At 74.2% G+C, this 14,454-nt stretch carries 17 protein-coding genes; 12 read left to right on the top strand and 5 right to left on the bottom strand.

Features of this window, described 5'->3' with window-relative positions; translation table 11 throughout:
- Positions 1 to 2: 2 nt before the first annotated feature.
- Both J2X59_RS06635 and J2X59_RS06630 read left to right on the top strand, forming a co-directional pair.
- A complete protein-coding gene (locus tag J2X59_RS06635) occupies positions 3 to 344 on the top strand; it encodes a DUF3140 domain-containing protein (RefSeq protein ID WP_066653974.1) in 342 nt (113 codons plus the stop codon).
- A gap of 46 nt (positions 345 to 390) precedes the next feature.
- Positions 391 to 600 carry a hypothetical protein gene (locus J2X59_RS06630; protein WP_058729470.1) on the top strand — a complete coding sequence of 70 codons (210 nt, stop codon included), beginning with the start codon at positions 391 to 393 and terminating at the stop codon, positions 598 to 600.
- A gap of 55 nt (positions 601 to 655) precedes the next feature.
- On the opposite strand, the gene J2X59_RS06625 is transcribed toward J2X59_RS06630, so the two are convergent.
- The 3 genes from J2X59_RS06625 to J2X59_RS06615 all read right to left on the bottom strand — a co-directional run bounded on the left by J2X59_RS06625 (position 656) and on the right by J2X59_RS06615 (position 3,379).
- Positions 656 to 1,534 carry a glycoside hydrolase family 16 protein gene (locus tag J2X59_RS06625; protein WP_326496128.1) on the bottom strand — a complete coding sequence of 293 codons (879 nt, stop codon included), beginning with the start codon at positions 1,532 to 1,534 and terminating at the stop codon, positions 656 to 658.
- Between the two features lie 132 nt (positions 1,535 to 1,666).
- Positions 1,667 to 2,977 carry a PP2C family protein-serine/threonine phosphatase gene (locus J2X59_RS06620; protein WP_326496127.1) on the bottom strand — a complete coding sequence of 437 codons (1,311 nt, stop codon included), beginning with the start codon at positions 2,975 to 2,977 and terminating at the stop codon, positions 1,667 to 1,669.
- Between the two features lie 138 nt (positions 2,978 to 3,115).
- Positions 3,116 to 3,379, bottom strand: a complete 264-nt coding sequence (locus J2X59_RS06615; RefSeq protein WP_066653980.1) for a hypothetical protein — start codon at positions 3,377 to 3,379, stop codon at positions 3,116 to 3,118.
- 98 nt (positions 3,380 to 3,477) lie between these two features.
- Between J2X59_RS06615 and J2X59_RS06610 the strand changes: the two genes are divergently transcribed.
- The 5 genes from J2X59_RS06610 to J2X59_RS06590 all read left to right on the top strand — a co-directional run bounded on the left by J2X59_RS06610 (position 3,478) and on the right by J2X59_RS06590 (position 8,509).
- A complete protein-coding gene (locus J2X59_RS06610) occupies positions 3,478 to 4,440 on the top strand; it encodes an SDR family NAD(P)-dependent oxidoreductase (protein ID WP_066658122.1) in 963 nt (320 codons plus the stop codon).
- An 82-nt stretch (positions 4,441 to 4,522) separates the two neighbouring features.
- Positions 4,523 to 6,007 (top strand): reverse transcriptase family protein, encoded by a 1,485-nt coding sequence (locus J2X59_RS06605; RefSeq protein WP_326496126.1) that lies wholly within the window; start codon positions 4,523 to 4,525, stop codon positions 6,005 to 6,007.
- A 149-nt stretch (positions 6,008 to 6,156) separates the two neighbouring features.
- Positions 6,157 to 7,125, top strand: coding sequence for a helix-turn-helix transcriptional regulator (locus tag J2X59_RS06600; RefSeq protein ID WP_144411287.1), 969 nt, complete (start codon positions 6,157 to 6,159; stop codon positions 7,123 to 7,125).
- 58 nt (positions 7,126 to 7,183) lie between these two features.
- A complete protein-coding gene (locus J2X59_RS06595; RefSeq protein WP_326496125.1) occupies positions 7,184 to 7,435 on the top strand; it encodes a DUF4287 domain-containing protein in 252 nt (83 codons plus the stop codon).
- Between the two features lie 63 nt (positions 7,436 to 7,498).
- The gene (locus J2X59_RS06590) at positions 7,499 to 8,509 is read left to right on the top strand and encodes a hypothetical protein (RefSeq protein ID WP_326496124.1); all 1,011 of its coding nucleotides are present in this window, start codon (positions 7,499 to 7,501) and stop codon (positions 8,507 to 8,509) included.
- On the opposite strand, the gene J2X59_RS06585 is transcribed toward J2X59_RS06590, so the two are convergent.
- Positions 8,497 to 9,465 carry an AraC family transcriptional regulator gene (locus J2X59_RS06585; RefSeq protein ID WP_326496123.1) on the bottom strand — a complete coding sequence of 323 codons (969 nt, stop codon included), beginning with the start codon at positions 9,463 to 9,465 and terminating at the stop codon, positions 8,497 to 8,499. The two genes, J2X59_RS06590 and J2X59_RS06585, sit on opposite strands and share 13 nt — an antisense overlap.
- A gap of 241 nt (positions 9,466 to 9,706) precedes the next feature.
- On the opposite strand from J2X59_RS06585, the gene J2X59_RS06580 reads away from it, so the two are divergent.
- The 5 genes from J2X59_RS06580 to J2X59_RS06560 all read left to right on the top strand — a co-directional run bounded on the left by J2X59_RS06580 (position 9,707) and on the right by J2X59_RS06560 (position 13,736).
- Complete coding sequence (locus J2X59_RS06580) at positions 9,707 to 9,904, top strand: hypothetical protein (protein ID WP_066653991.1); 198 nt, start codon at positions 9,707 to 9,709, stop codon at positions 9,902 to 9,904.
- Positions 9,901 to 10,104, top strand: a complete 204-nt coding sequence (locus J2X59_RS06575; protein ID WP_066653993.1) for a hypothetical protein — start codon at positions 9,901 to 9,903, stop codon at positions 10,102 to 10,104. Before J2X59_RS06580 ends, J2X59_RS06575 begins: the two co-directional genes overlap by 4 nt.
- Before the next feature lie 38 nt (positions 10,105 to 10,142).
- Positions 10,143 to 10,739: a TetR/AcrR family transcriptional regulator gene (locus tag J2X59_RS06570; protein WP_209682906.1), complete on the top strand. Its 597-nt coding sequence runs from the start codon at positions 10,143 to 10,145 to the stop codon at positions 10,737 to 10,739.
- A 73-nt stretch (positions 10,740 to 10,812) separates the two neighbouring features.
- On the top strand, positions 10,813 to 12,150 hold the full coding sequence (locus tag J2X59_RS06565) for an alpha/beta fold hydrolase (RefSeq protein WP_326496122.1): 1,338 nt from the start codon (positions 10,813 to 10,815) through the stop codon (positions 12,148 to 12,150).
- On the top strand, positions 12,147 to 13,736 hold the full coding sequence (locus J2X59_RS06560) for a GMC family oxidoreductase (protein WP_326496121.1): 1,590 nt from the start codon (positions 12,147 to 12,149) through the stop codon (positions 13,734 to 13,736). The genes J2X59_RS06565 and J2X59_RS06560 overlap by 4 nt, the downstream gene beginning before the upstream one ends.
- Before the next feature lie 116 nt (positions 13,737 to 13,852).
- Here J2X59_RS06560 and J2X59_RS06555 read toward each other — a convergent pair whose 3' ends face one another.
- A complete protein-coding gene (locus J2X59_RS06555) occupies positions 13,853 to 14,434 on the bottom strand; it encodes a GIY-YIG nuclease family protein (RefSeq protein WP_374191715.1) in 582 nt (193 codons plus the stop codon).
- Between the last annotated feature and the right edge of the window lie 20 nt (positions 14,435 to 14,454).

The raw sequence follows: 14,454 nt of genomic DNA, 5'->3' as shown, positions 1-14,454 counted from the left end.
CCATGAGCGACGACCAGCACGACGAGAAGCAGACGCGCGACGACTTCGCCGACGCGGTGAACATGACCGCGTCCGAACTGCGGAAGTGGCTCGACACGGACGAGTCGAAGGAGGTCGGACAGAAGTCCGACGGCGGCGGCGAGTCCACCGGACACGAGAGCGGGCGGCACATCGTCCGCATCCTCGAGAAGAAGCAGGGCGACTACACCGACGACGACTACGCCCACATGCGGAAGGTCGTCGGCTACGTGGCGCGGCACTCGAAGCAGGAGCCGAAGGGCGACTCCCACGACTCGAAGTGGCGGTACTCGCTCATGAACTGGGGCCACGACCCGGAGAAGTAGGCCGCGGCGACCCGGGACCGTCATGCCGGTCGGGCAGAATGGGGTCGTGGACGACTCCGGCATGCCCCGCTTCCGCCGCATCTGGTCGACGATCCAGGTCGGCGTGCTCGCCGCGGCCGTGGTGTTCTGCGTCGTGATGCTCGTCATCGGCCAGGGGAAGCTCGACCGCGTCTACGCGGTCGCCGCGGTGTTCTTCGGCCTGGCGCTGGTCGGCCACGCGACGTACCTCTGGTTGCTGGCACGCGCGAGGCGCTGAGCACTGGACGGACGGGAGGAGCGTGGCGGGCTCGCCCCGCGGGTCCCGTTCGCCGTCAGGCCTGCTGCCAGACCCGCACCCAGTCGACGAGCATCTGCTGCGGGAACCGCGTGGTCGCGTCCGGCGACCCGGGCCAGGTGCCGCCCACGGCGACGTTGAGCAGCACGAAGAACGGCTTGTCGAAGACCCACGGCGACGACCCCACGTCGGCCCGGGTGACCGTGCGCTGCGCGACGCCGTCGACGAGCCACGTGACCGATCCGGGGCGCCAGTCGACCCCGAAGACGTGGTACGCGTCCGCCCAGGCCGCACCGTTCGGCAGCGTCGCAGCGGCCGACATCCCCTGCGCTCCGGAGTAGCCGGGTCCGTGCACGGTGCCGTGCACGACACCGGGCTCGTACCCGACGTTCTCCATCACGTCGATCTCGCCGCAGGCCGGCCATCCGACCTGCCCGATGTCCGCGCCGAGCATCCAGAACGCGGGCCAGATCCCCTGCCCGCGCGGGATCCGGATGCGTGCCTCGATCCGGCCGTACTGCGCGGTGAAGGTGCCCTCGGTCTTCAGCCGCGCGGAGGTGTACGTGCCGTCGGCCTCGCGTCGCGCGGTGATGACGAGGTTGCCCGCGCCGTCCAGCGCGCTGTTCCGTCGCGAGTCGGTGTAGGTCTGCAGCTCGGCGTTCCCCCACCCGCCGGCGCCCGTGTCGAACCGCCAGATCCCCGGGTTCGGGGCGCTGCCGGCGGCGCCGTCGAACTCGTCAGCGGCGAGGAGCACCCCTCCGGACGACGTCGTGGTGGCCGCCGCGGCGTGGTCGTCCGGCGTCAGTGCCGCTCCGACGGCGGCCGTCGTGGCTGCGGCGCTGCCCAGCCCGAGCGCCAGGAAGCGGCGTCGGTCGACGGTGTGGGCGGCGTCGGTCGGCGTGTGGTCGTGCAGCATCCGGGGGATCCCTGTCCTCGTGCCCGTCGGTGGACGGGACGCACGATCATCCCCCGTGATCGGTCCGGTGACCAGTCCACACTTCGAGGGACACGCGCGCCGGACCGCGGTCGCGACGAGGGGTCGGTCCGCTCAGGGGACGTAGCCGACGCACAGCACGGTGACGTCGTCGGGGTGCTCGTCGGCGTGCGCGAGCTCGGCGATGCCGTCGACGACCTGCTGCGGGTGGTCCCGCTCCGCCACCCACGCCTCGAAGCGGTCGAGCGAGTCGAGGTCGCCGCCGAACAGGTCGAGCACGCCGTCGCTCACGGCCACGATGACGTCGCCGGGCTCGAGGGAGGTGTCCTCGGCGGTCCAGCTCGTGCCGACACCGATCGGCAGGTGCGCCGACCGCAGCGGGCGGACGGTGCCGTCGGCGCTCCGAAGCACCGTCAGCCCGTGCCCGGCGTCCACCCACCGGGCGTGCCCGTCACGGTCGACCCGCACGTGGAAGCACGTCGTGAACTGTCCGCTGGTCAGGTCGGACGTCCCGGTCGCGAGCCCGGTCGCGGCGCGGCGGACGGCGACCGCGGGGTCGGACTCATCGACGGTGCTGCGGATGAGCGAGCGGACGGCGGCGGCGATCATGCCCGCGCCGACGCCCTTGCCCATCACGTCGCCGAGGGTGAAGGCGGCGCCGTCGGGGGTGGGGAACCAGTCGTAGAAGTCGCCGCCGACCGTCCGCGCGGGGATGCACACGCCCACCGCGCGGAGCTCCCCGGGCAGCCCCGCGGCGGTCGTCGGCAGGAGCGACTGCTGCACGAGGGCCGCGCGGTCGATCTCGCCCTCGGCCACCCGACGCCGGCGCTGCACCGCGGCGAGCTGGAGGCCGGCCTGCCGCGCGAGCTCGTTCGTCACGGCAGCCGTCGCCCCGAACACGAACACGACGATGAACAGCCGCACGAGCTCGCTCGGCCGCGGTTCGGTCGGGGAGATCGCGTAGGACAGCAGCAGCGTGCCGGTCGTGCCGAGCACCGGCCACACCACGTGCCGTCGCCCGGGGTTCGCGGCGACCCACACCACGGGCAGCACCACGATCGCGGTGAAGACCGAGGCGGCGTCGCCGGTGCCGTAGCGCAGGAAGCCGACCGCGACGAAGTCGATCGCGGGGACGAGCAGCTCGACCCGCATCGCCGCGGACGAGCGCACGGCCACGGCGGCGAAGACCAGGCCGAGGAGGGCGATCGCGACCCCGCTCCACATCAGCGGGGCGTCGGTGACCTCGAGCCACGGGGAGAAGGTGCTCCCCACGGCAGCCCCGACGATCAGCGCGGCGATGATGGTCTGCTTCGCCAGCGGAGCCCACGACGTCCGGAGGCCGCCGAGCACGATCGGACCGGTGTCGTCGCGCACGCTGATCGTCCACGTCGGCGTCGACGAGGGGCGGTCCGCGGTGCTCGTCACGCGGTCGAGTCAACCCGGACGGGGTGTTCCGGGCAACCCCACTCCGAGGGCCGGGCGTGTTGAGCCGCGCTCACGCGACGCGGCTCACACGACGATCGGTCGACGCGCCCGCGCTCGCGCGTCGGTCGACCGCCGGTCTCAGAGGCCGAGACGGAAGGCGAGGGGGACGAGCAGCCCGGCGACCCAGACGAGGACCATCACCAGCGCGCCCGCGGCGAGCCACCGCCGCCGCCGGCGCAGTCTGGGGCTGCGGTCCTCGCCCCACATCTGCGCCCGGACCAGCGTCCGGTTCGCCTGCTCGACGACGCGGCGCACCTCGGGGTCCTCGAGCGGGAGCGCCCCGGACCGGGCGTGCTCGGCGATCGCCGTCGCCTCCTCGACCGTCAGCTCGTCCTTCGGCATGCGCCCATCGTCGCACCCCCGGGCACGTCCGGGAAGCCGTGGGGCGACCGCACTCGGCCTGGGCGTCGTCGCAGCCGGTCGCGGGTAGCAACGAGGTCATGACCAAACGGTTCCGCGGGAAGATCGTCGTCGTCACCGGAGCATCGAGCGGCATCGGGAGGGCCGCGGCGCACGAGTTCGCCCGACAGGGGGCCACCCTCGTGCTCGCCGCTCGCAGCCACGACAGCCTCGAGGCCGCCGCGGCCGAGTGCCGGTCACTCGGCGCCGAGGCGGTCGCGATCCCGACCGACGTCGCCGACGAGCACGCCGTGCGCGACCTCGTCGCCACCACCACCGCACGGTTCGGCCGGATCGACGTCTTCGTCGGCAACGCGGCGCTCTTCGTCTACGGGCTCTTCGAGCAGACCCCGACGAAGGCGTTCAAGCGCGTCGTCGACACGAACCTGTACGGGCACCTCCACGCGATCTCCGCGCTGCTGCCGCACTGGAAGCAGCGCGGCACGGGGACGTACGTGCTCGTCGGGTCGATCCAGTCGCTGCTCTCCGCGCCGTACCAGTCGGCGTACGTGACGAGCAAGCACGCCGCACTCGGTCTGGTCGACGTCCTCGGCGACGAGTACGCGGGCACCGGGATCCGGTTCACCGCCCTGCTCCCCTCGACGATCGACACCCCGATCTACCAGAACGGGGCGAACTACACCGGCAAGACCTCGCACCCCCTGCCGCCCACGGTGTCGGTCGAGCGCGCCGGTCGGGCCGTCGTCCGCGCCGCGTTGCACCCGAAGCGCTACCGCTTCGTCGGGCGGATCCAGGCGTCGCTCGTGCCGCTGCAGTACGTGTTCCCGGGACTGTTCCACAAGATCACCAAGCCGATGGTGGAGACGTTCGCGCTCCGGGGCAAGGGCGTGCCGAGCGACGGCAACCTGTACGAGCCCGCCGACGCCCACAACGCCACCGACGGCGGCTGGGTGGCGAAGCGCCGCCGCGTGACGCGTCCGCTCGTCTGGGCGGGCATCGCCGCGGTGGTCGGCACGGTCCTGCTCGGCCGCCCACGTCGCTAGCGGGACCGGAGCCGGACGGGAGGCGCGTGGCTGCCCGGCCGCGCGCCTCCCGTCCGTCGGTCGCTCGCCGTAGGGTGACCGCGTGGAGTTCCCGGGGGAGGCGGCCGACGCGCGCGACGCGTCGACCTCTCCGGGGTCACCCCGGGGCACGCAGGACCAGCAGGACGACACGCCCCGAGCGGGACGGCGCGCTCCGCGCGCGACGCCGCACGGAGGCGCCGACGGGTCCTCCGGGAACCCCACGCCCCTCGAGGTCGTGGCGACGGCGCTCGCCGACGCCTTCCTCACCGCCGACTCGTGGGCCGTCGACGACCTGACCGCCGCCGGCTACGCCGTGGTCGGCGTCGACCGCGCCTACGTGGGACGAGCCGTCGGGGCGGCGCTCGACACCTACCCGCGACCGCCCGTCGACGCACCCCGCCAGCTCGCCCAGGTGCTCGCCGCGGCGCCCCGGCTCGCCGCCCTGCACCGCTCCCGCGAGGCCCGGCGTCCGGTCCGCGTGCTCGCCCGTCCGGTCACCGCCGTCCGCGCACGCCCCGCAACCGAGAGCCCGCTGCTCGTCGACACGCTCCCGGAGCTCGCCCGGGCGCTCGACGTCACCGTCGGTCGGCTGCTCTGGCTCGCCGACACCCGGGCGTGGAACCGGCACGCCCCGGCGGGCAGTCCGCTCCACCACGTCCGGCACGAGTGGGTGGTCCGGCCCGGACGGGTACCGCGCCTGCTCGAGAAGCCGATGGACCTGCTCCGCCGGACGCAGCGCACCGTCCTGGACGGCCTGCTGGTCCGGCTCCCGGTGCACGACGCCGCCCACGGGTTCGTGGCGGGACGGAGCGTCGTCACCGGCGCCGCGGTGCACACCGGGCAGCACGTCGTGCTCAGCGCCGACCTGACCACGTTCTTCGCCAGCGTCACCGCCCCGACGGTCTACGGCGTGTTCCGGTCCGCCGGCTACGCGGAACCGCTCGCGCACGTCCTGACCGGGCTCTGCACCCACCGGGTCCCGCCCCACGTCCTCACCGCGATGCCCGCCGGCGGGAGTCCCGAGGAACGAGCCGCGCTGCGCGAGGCCCTCGCCGTCGCCCACCTGCCACAGGGCGCGCCCTCGTCGCCGGCCCTCGCCAACACGGCGCTGCGGCACCTCGACGCCCGCCTCGCCGGCTGGGCGGGAGCGACCGGTGCCCGGTACACCCGTTACGCCGACGACCTGACCTTCAGCGGCGACCACCGGTTGGCCGCCCGACCCGACGCCTTCCTGCGCGGCGTCGAGCGGATCGTGACCGAGCAGGGGTACCGGCTCAACCCCCGCAAGAGCCGGGTCCGGAGGCGGGGGAGCCGGCAGTCGGTCACGGGGGTCGTCGTCAACGAGCGGCCGTCGCCCGGTCGCCGTGAGGTCGACCGGCTGCACGCCGTCCTGCACAACTGCGTCGTCCACGGCCCGGCGTCGCAGGACCGCGCCGGGCACCCCGACCTCCGCGCGCACCTGCTCGGCCGGATCGGCTGGGTCGAGCAGGTGCACCCCGGTCGCGCGCGGCGACTGCGCGAGGAGTTCGCCCGCATCCGGTGGTGACCCGTCCGCACGCTCCGCCGTCCGCCGTCCGCCGTCCGCCGTCCGCCGTCCGCCCTCGGCCGTCCGGAGGTGCACGGACGGCGACTCCGACACCGGGACACGCTGTCCGGGAAGCGCACACCGGCCGCCGGTCCTGAGACCATGCGATCGTGACTGGGCAGGCACGAGGGACGGAGCACCCCACGTTCCGACGCTTCCGCGTGGAGGCGGTCAGCGAGCACCGGGGTGACGAACTCGACGAGATCTACGGGACCGCCGGCGGGATCGACAGCGCGCTCGACACCTTCCGCTACCTCGGCGCGGGCGACGCCGAGGTCTCGGTCCGCCGGGCCGAGGTCCAGGGCACGCGGGCCGGCGTCATGCAGCCGCGCGACGAGCACATCGTCTTCTGGATCGGGGACGGCAGTGCGACCATCGAGGACCTCGACGGCGGCGACCCGCTCGCCGTGCAGCCGGGTGCACCGGTCCTGCTCACCGCCTCGCGTCGCTACGCCTTCACGGCGGACGTCCGCACGATCACGATGGTCCACCTGTCGGACCGCGTGCTCCGTCGCGCGCTCGTGCGCAGGGGACACCTGCCGACCGGGCCGGTGGTCCTCGCGCCGGAGTCCCCGGACGAGTCCGCGCGGCGGGCCCTGCGTGCCGTGATCCGTGCGCACGGTGGACCGGTCATGGACGCCGCGCTCGCCGACGCCGTCCGACAGACGATCAACGCGGAGATCGCCGACGCCGTCGTGGCGGCCTTCCCGGTCCTGCCGGCCGTCGCGCCGACCGGCCGTGGCTCCGCCGCGCGCGCAGCGGAGTGGATCCGCGCGCACGCCGACCAGCCGGTCACGCTCCGGGACATCGCGGACGCCGTCGGGATCAGCGAGCGGGGACTGCAGAACGCGATGCACCGTCGGTTCGGGGAGTCGCCGATGGCCAGGCTCCGGGCGGAGCGGCTCGACGGTGCCCGACGGGAGCTCGAGACGTCCGGCGGGGACCTCCTGGTGGCCGACGTCGCGCGCCGGTGGCAGTGGGCGCACCTCGGTCGGTTCGCCGCCGCGTACGCCGACCGCTTCGGCGAGCACCCGAGCGACACCCTGCACCGCAGCCGGCGGGACGACGGGTTCCGCTGAGGCCACGGCGGCGGCGCCGGCGTCCGCACGTCCTGCGACCACGGCTACCCTGGCGGCCATGACGACACGCCGCGTGACCGCTCCGGAGCCGCCGGAGGACGGGTCGCAGCCGAAGGGCCCCGCCTCGTACTTCCCGAGCATCGAGCGGACCTACGGGCGCCCCGTGCAGGACTGGCTCGACCTGGTCGCCGAGCAGCTGGACGGGCACCGGCACGCGGAGGTGGTGGCCTGGCTGAAGGACGAGCACGGGTTCGGCCACGGGCACGCGAACGCGGTCGTCGGGTACGTCCGGAACGCGCTCGACGGCTGACCAGGCCCGGGCGCCCGACGGCTCGGCAGTCGCGGTGTCGGAGGTGCTCCCTACGGTGACGGCGTGGTCGAACCGGTGGACGCGTGGTGGCGACGGCGACAGTGGTCGCGGGGCACCGCCGTACCGTACGCCGTCGGCGAGTTCCGCTCGGCGTGGGCGTCGTACCCCGTGCTCGTGCGGCAGTACCACCCGGAGTGGAACCACGGCGTGGTGCTCACGCAGGTGCCGCCCGCGGCCGAGGTCCTGCTGACGTGGGAGTGCGACGTCGGTCACGTCTTCGTCGCGACACCCGCCGAGCAGCGGTCGCGACCCGGGCGGGAGCGCCGACGGTCCGTCTGGTGCCCCGAGTGCCACCTGCAGGCGGCACCGCAGCGGTGGCCGGTGCTCCCCGAGGACTGGCCGGCAGCGGTCCCGCCGCCGCAGCGGGCGGAGCGGGTCAGCGGCCGCCGGACGCTCCCGTCGGCTCCGGGGCGAGGCCCGGTCCCCGGCGTGGGCCGGGTGCCGACCGGTGCGGTGGCGTCGTCCCGATCGGGGGCTCGTGCTGCGGGACGGTCGGGCGCACGCTCGACACGGGCGAGCGGTGCACGGTCGTCGCAGCCGGTCCCGCGGTCGATCTGCCCGAAGACACCGAGGGTCCCGTCGGGCGACTCCTTCACGAGCGTGTGCGCCCCCGCGCCGGCGTCGGCGGTCGAGGCCGACCTGCGGCAGGTGCTGCGCGACCGGTTCGCCTTCACGTTCGACCACACGGCCATCCGGCTCGACCGCCCGTTCTTCGACCACGTCGAGGCCTGGCCGGACATCGTGCTCCCGGAGCTGCGCGTCGCGATCGAGTACGACAGCACGGGCCGACACGGGCTCGAGCACGTCGGACCCCGGCAGGAGACCGACCGGCGGAAGGACCGTGCCGTCCGCGCCGTCGGGTGGGAGGTCGTACGGATCCGCACCGGCCGCCTGCCGGCGCTCGGTCCGTACGACCTCGAGGTGTCCGGCATCTCCGGGCGCACGATCGAGCGGCTCGTCGACACCCTGCGGGACCTCCGCGGAGCGCTCTTCGTCGACGCCTACGCGCGCTGACGGCCGGATCGGCGCAGGGTCTGACGCGGGTACTCGCCGTGGCGCTGCTGGTAAGTCGCGGAGAAGCGGCCCGCGTGGGCGAACCCCCACTCGCGCGCGACCTCGGCGATGTTCGTCGTCGCCGGGTCGCCGGCGAGCAGCGCCTCGCGCACGCGGTCGAGCCGGACCTGTCGGATGTACGCGTTCGGCGAGAGCTCGAAGGTCCGCTGGAACGCCGTCTGGAGGGCGCGGAGACTGAGTGACGCGACCCGCGCCAGGTCGGTGCTCGTGATCGGCAGGTGCGCGTGCTCGTGGACGTACTCGACGGCTCGTCGGACGTGCGCGTTGCGGGGGAGCAGCAGCTCGTCCGGCAGCGAAGCGCTGACGATCGGGTACAGCTCCAGCAGTGCCAGCGCCCCGAGCCGACCCATCTCGGCCTGCAGCAGCGGGGAGGCACGGCGGTCGAGGACGGTGTGCGAGATGAGCTGGACGCTGCTCCGCCAGACGCGCATCCCCCGCTCGTCCGGTCGGACGGTGTGGTCGAGCACGAGCTGCCCGGGCGCGGTCCCGCGTTCACCGGCGACCTCCTCGAGGGCGCTCCGGTTGACCTGGACGATGCGCTGGTCGTAGTCGTCGTACGAGAACGCGGCGCCCTGCTGCGGCCAGAGCTGCGGTCGACCGGGCTCCATCACGATCCGGGCGTCTCCCGACTCGATCGCAGCGGTGCCGCGGGTCGTCCACTGCACCACGAAGTCGTCGGACGGCGTCATGACGCCCTCGAGGTGGCCGTCGAAGCGGATCGACCGCAGCGACATCGCGGCGTCCCCCACCGCCGAGTAGCGGAACGCGAACGGCTGTCCGGTCGCGTCGGCGCTCCACTCGTTCCCCGCGTAGGCGGTCGCGAGGAAGTCGCGGGCTTCGTCGAGGTCGGAGCTCTGGGTCTCGACGTCGATGCGTGGCGGCGTGATCGGGTTCATGGGTCCCGTGCATTCTGTCCGCCGGACGCGGCGCTGTCCGGACACCGGTGTCCCCGGTCCGGGGGTGGACGACGTGGTCCGCACAGCAGGGATGTCCGGAGATCGTCGGACGAGGACTGCCGGACGTCCGTCTTTCGTCGTCGTCGCCCGGTCGGCGTCCGCCCGGCGCCGCGGTCTCCTAGCGTCCTCGGTGGACGGGTGCCGGATCGGCCGGCCCCCCGGAGACCCGAGGACGACGACCGTGACCATCATCGCCACCGACCTGGACACCGGACCCACCACCGCCCGCGCCGCCGGGATCGGTCGCACGACCCCGCGGTTCGCCGAGGTGGTGGAGGCCCGCCGACAGCGTGGCCTCCAGATCGCCGCGGTGTCGACCGGTCTGCTCTCGGTGACCGTCGCCGCGTCCGCAGCGATCCTGCTGGGACTGTCCGCATGAGCATCCCGCGCAACGAACTCGGCATCCGCGGGTCGCGGCTCTCCCGCGGAACCCGCGCGCTGCCCGGGGCGGACCACTCGGTCGCCGACACCGTGCTGCCGGTCCGACGGTCGGCCGCCGCCGACGCACCGACGCAGCCGATCGACATGCGAGCCCTGCTCGCCGAGGCCCTCGACGCCGCTCGCGTGTCGGGCCAGTAGGCTCGCGCCACCCGCGGTCCCGACCCTGCAGAAGGCACATGACCCTCCTCACCCTGACCCCCACCGTCCGTGAGTCCCCGACACAACGCCGGGCGTCGACCGCGGCGGACACCCTGTTCACACGGCACGGCGTCACCCCGGTGACGCTCGACGACGTCGCGGACGAGGCCGGACTCACGCGCGACGAGCTCACTGCCGCGTACCCGTCGAAGCGGGAGCTCGTCATCGCCGTGCTCCAGCGCTGGCACGGCGCGTGGCGACGGGCACTCGACGGCATCGCTCGGGACGCCGACGATCCGCGGGACGAGGTCCTCGGGGTGTTCGGGTACCTGGAGCAGTGCTTCGCCGACGAGGGCTGGCGCGGCTGCGCGTTCATCAACGGGCACGCGGAACTCGGGCGCACCGACCCGGCGATCGCCGAGCTCGCGCGAGCGCACTTCGCCGACGTCGAGGCACACCTGACGCAGCTCTGCGCGCGTGCCGGCGTGCCGTCGCACGTGGCGCAGGCGCTCTCGTTGCTCGTCGAGGGTGCCCGGGTGGAGTCCGCCGTGCAGCGGTCGGCGCAGCCCGCACGGGTGGCTCGCCTGGGTGCCGCGATGCTCCTCTCGGTCTACGAACCGCGCACGTCCTCCTGACACCGCCCGTCGGGGTACGTCGCAGGGGTACAGGAGCCTGGGTCCCGCGCGATCCGGACGGTAGGAACGAAGGATGACAGCGACCGCCTTCTGCCTGCACGCGCTGGGCTCGAGCTCGGAGGAGTTCGCCCTCCTCCGCTCCGAGCTCGCCGGCACCCTCGACCTCGTCGGCATCGACCTGCCGGGCTTCGGGCGGAGCCCCGCCTCCGGTGGCACGACCGTCGAGGAGATGGCCGTGCTCGTCGAGCGGGCGATCGGGGCGAGCGGCGCCACCGAGTGGGCGATCATGGGTCACTCGATGGGCGGCAAGGTCGCGACGGTCGTCGCCGACCGAACGGTCTCGGGCGCGAACGGCCTGTTCGGACTCCGCGCCGTCGTCCTCCTCGCCGCCTCGCCCCTCGCTCCCGAGCCGATGGACGAGGACCGCCGCGACGCGATGCTCTCGTGGGCCGCGGACGGGCCGATCGAGCCGGACCACGCGGCGGAGTTCGTCGACGCGAACACCGCCGACGTGCTGCCCCCGGACCGGCACGAGCAGGCCGTGCAGGACGTGCGCCGCACCGACCCGCGCGCCTGGCGCGACTGGCTGCTCCGCGGTAGTCGGGAGGACTGGTCGACGACGGCCGAGCCGAACCCCGTCCCGGCGCTCGTGCTCGCCGGCGCCGAGGACGGCGACCTGGCGGCCGGAGCGCAGCGTCGCCTCACGATGCCGCACTGGCCCGCCGCCGAGCTGCACGAGGTACCGGGCGCCGCGCACCTGCTGCCGTGGGAGCGCCCGCAGGAGGTCGCCGCGCTCGTGCGCAGCTTCTGGGAGCGGCGTGTCGCCCACGGACCGGTCGTCCCCGCCGACCAGGCCCGGGTGATCGCCTCGCCGCGGGTGAGTGCTCGGACCCGGGGCGTGCTCGCGGTGCGCGCGCTGCCCGACGACCCCGCCGCGACGCCGGACGCCCTGTCCCCGCAGCAGCTCGACGTGCTCCGGGCGGTGGCTCGGATCGTCGTCCCGCAGGCAGGGCCTGGAGAGGTGGACGTCGCGCTCCGTGTCGACCGTCAGCTCGCCGCCGGGCAGGGCGACGGATGGCGGCCCGACGGGATGCCGGAGGACGCCGACGCCTACCGCGGCGCGCTGGACGTGCTCGCGACGGTCGGTTCCGACGACCTGCCCGCGGTGCTCGAGGACGTCGCCGCCGGCCGGTACCGGTCGGACGGCCCGCTCGGGGCAGAACAGCTGCGCGTCTGGTTCGAGGACGCCAGCGTGGACCTCGTGAAGCAGTGGCTCGCCCACCCCGCCACGATGTCCGAGATCGACTACGACGGCTTCGCCAACGGTGGCGACGGCGTCCGGAAGCAGGGCTTCCAGCTGCTCGGAGCCGGGCAGCGGGAAGCGTGGGAACCCGAGGGAGCAGGACGATGAGACTCGACGCACAGCGCCACCACCAGGACGACGAGGTCGTCGACGTCGTCGTCGTCGGGACGGGTGCCGGCGGCGCCCCGCTGACCGCTCGCCTCGCCCGCGAGGGCCTGAGCGTCGTCGCGTTCGAGGCCGGTCGGAACACCGAGCCCGGCGACCACACGCCCGACGAGGTCGAGGCACCGGCGGACATCAACTGGATGGACGAACGCATCAGCGGTGGTGCCGCTCCGACGGCCTTCGGTCCGAACAACAGCGGGACCGGCGTCGGCGGTTCCACCCTGCACTGGGGCGCCTTCACCCCGCGCCCGAGCACGCACGACCTCCGTCTGCGCACCGAGAGCGGGCAGGGCGAGGACTGGCCGATCGACCACGCCGAGCTCACCGCGTACATCGAGCGCGTCGAGCACGAGGTCGGCGTCGCCGGCCCCGCGCACTACCCGTGGGACCCGGACCGCCGGTACCGGATGGGTCCGCCCGCGCGGAACGCCTCGTCGGACATGATGATGCGCGGCACCGCGGCGCTCGGCATCACCGCGACGGACGCACCGGTCGCCCTGACCACCGAGGACCGGGTGCAGGAGCACCACGGGCTGCGCCAGGCGTGCGTGTCCTGCGGGTCGTGCCACCAGGGCTGCCGCAACGGGGCGAAGGTGTCGATGGACACGACCTACCTGCCCGCCGCCGTCGCCTTCGGCGCGGAGATCCGTCCGGAGTCGTTCGTGCACGGCATCGAGCTCGACGCCGACGGCAGGGTGTGCGCCGTGCTCTACACGCGCGACGGCCGTGAGCGCCGCCAGCGGTGCCGGTCCCTCGTGCTGGCCGCGGGCGGGGTGGAGACGCCGCGTCTGCTCCTGCACACCGGGCTGGCCAACAGCAGCGGCCAGGTCGGTCGGAACTTCACGGCGCACGGGGCGACCCAGGTGTGGGCGACCTTCGACGAGTCGATGCGGTCGTACCGCGGCTACCCGTCGTCGATCATCACCGAGGACTTCGTCCGGCCCGCGGACGCCGACTTCGCCGGTGGGTACCTGATCCAGAGCCTCGGCGTCCAGCCGCTGACCTTCGCGACCACCCTGGTCCGTGGCGGGGGGCTGCGCGGTGCCGAGCTCGTCAAGGCCATGCGCGACTACCCGCGGACGGCCGGCGTCGGCATCAACGCCGAGTGCCTGCCGTACGACGACAACCGGCTCGTGCTCTCCGACGACCTCGACGAGCACGGCGTGCCGCGGGCCCGTGTGACGTTCTCGCCGGGTTCGAACGAGGACGCGATCCGCGCCCACGCCGTCCGCACGATGACCGCCATCGTCGAGGCCGCCGGCGGGACCGACGTCCGGGTGCTCGAACGCACCGCCCACACGATCGGCACGGCGCGCATGGGTTCCGACGCCGGGTCGTCCGTCGTCGACCCGGCGGGTCGGTCGTGGGACGTGCCGAACCTGTGGGTCTGCGACAACTCGGTGTTCCCGAGTGCCGTCATCGCGAACCCCGCGCTGACGATCATGGCGCTGTCCCTGCGCACCGCCGACCGGTTCCTGCGGGACGACCCGGCAGCAGACCGGCAGCGCGCGACGGCTGCAGCGGCCTGACCCGAGGTGCTGCGCGGCACCTCCGCGCAGCACCTCCACGACCCGCGTCGCGCACGGCACACGTCCGCGCAGGGAACGGGAGTCGGTCCCTGCCGTGCAGGGACCGGGAGCCGGCCTCAGCCGCGCAGCGCCAGTGCCTCGCTCGTCCACCGGGCGTGCAGCGCCCACGGGTCGTCCACGCCCGCGGCGACCCGCGCGACGTGCTCGAGCAGTGCCGGCGTGGTCCGGAACCACTCCGTCCCCGGGAACCGGTCGTCCGCGAAGGCCGTGTGCCGTCGTCGCTCGACGGACCGGTCGCCGCGTTCGAACGCCAGGAGCTCCTGGTGCGGCACCGCTGCGAGCCGTCGCCGCGGGTTCGCGGTCGTGCCGATCTTCACCCGGTCGCCGAAGTCGTCGCGCTGCCGCAGGTAGTAGACGACGTCGACGCGCGGCGGTGGCAGTTCACCGTCCGGCACGTCGCCCCACCGCCACTCGCACGTCCCGCACAGCACGGCGCTCGGCCAGCGCACGCCCACGCGCGACCCGCAGACCGGGCAGGGGCCCGGCAGCGCGTCCTCCGTTCCGACGTGCTCCGCCGCGACCTCGGCGACCAGGGTCACGTGTCCGCCGCAGAGCGGCAGGACGGCGGCGAAGCCGTCCGCGGACGGCGCGTCGCAACCGGGGACGCAGCAGGCGAGGACGGCAGGAGGGGTGACCACCCGGCGGACGCTAGCGTGCG

Source organism: Curtobacterium sp. 260 (assembly GCF_030803485.1).
Taxonomy (GTDB): domain Bacteria; phylum Actinomycetota; class Actinomycetes; order Actinomycetales; family Microbacteriaceae; genus Curtobacterium.
The sequence above is the reverse complement of the archived record's forward strand: the minus strand, read 5'-3'. Positions and strand labels throughout refer to the sequence as shown.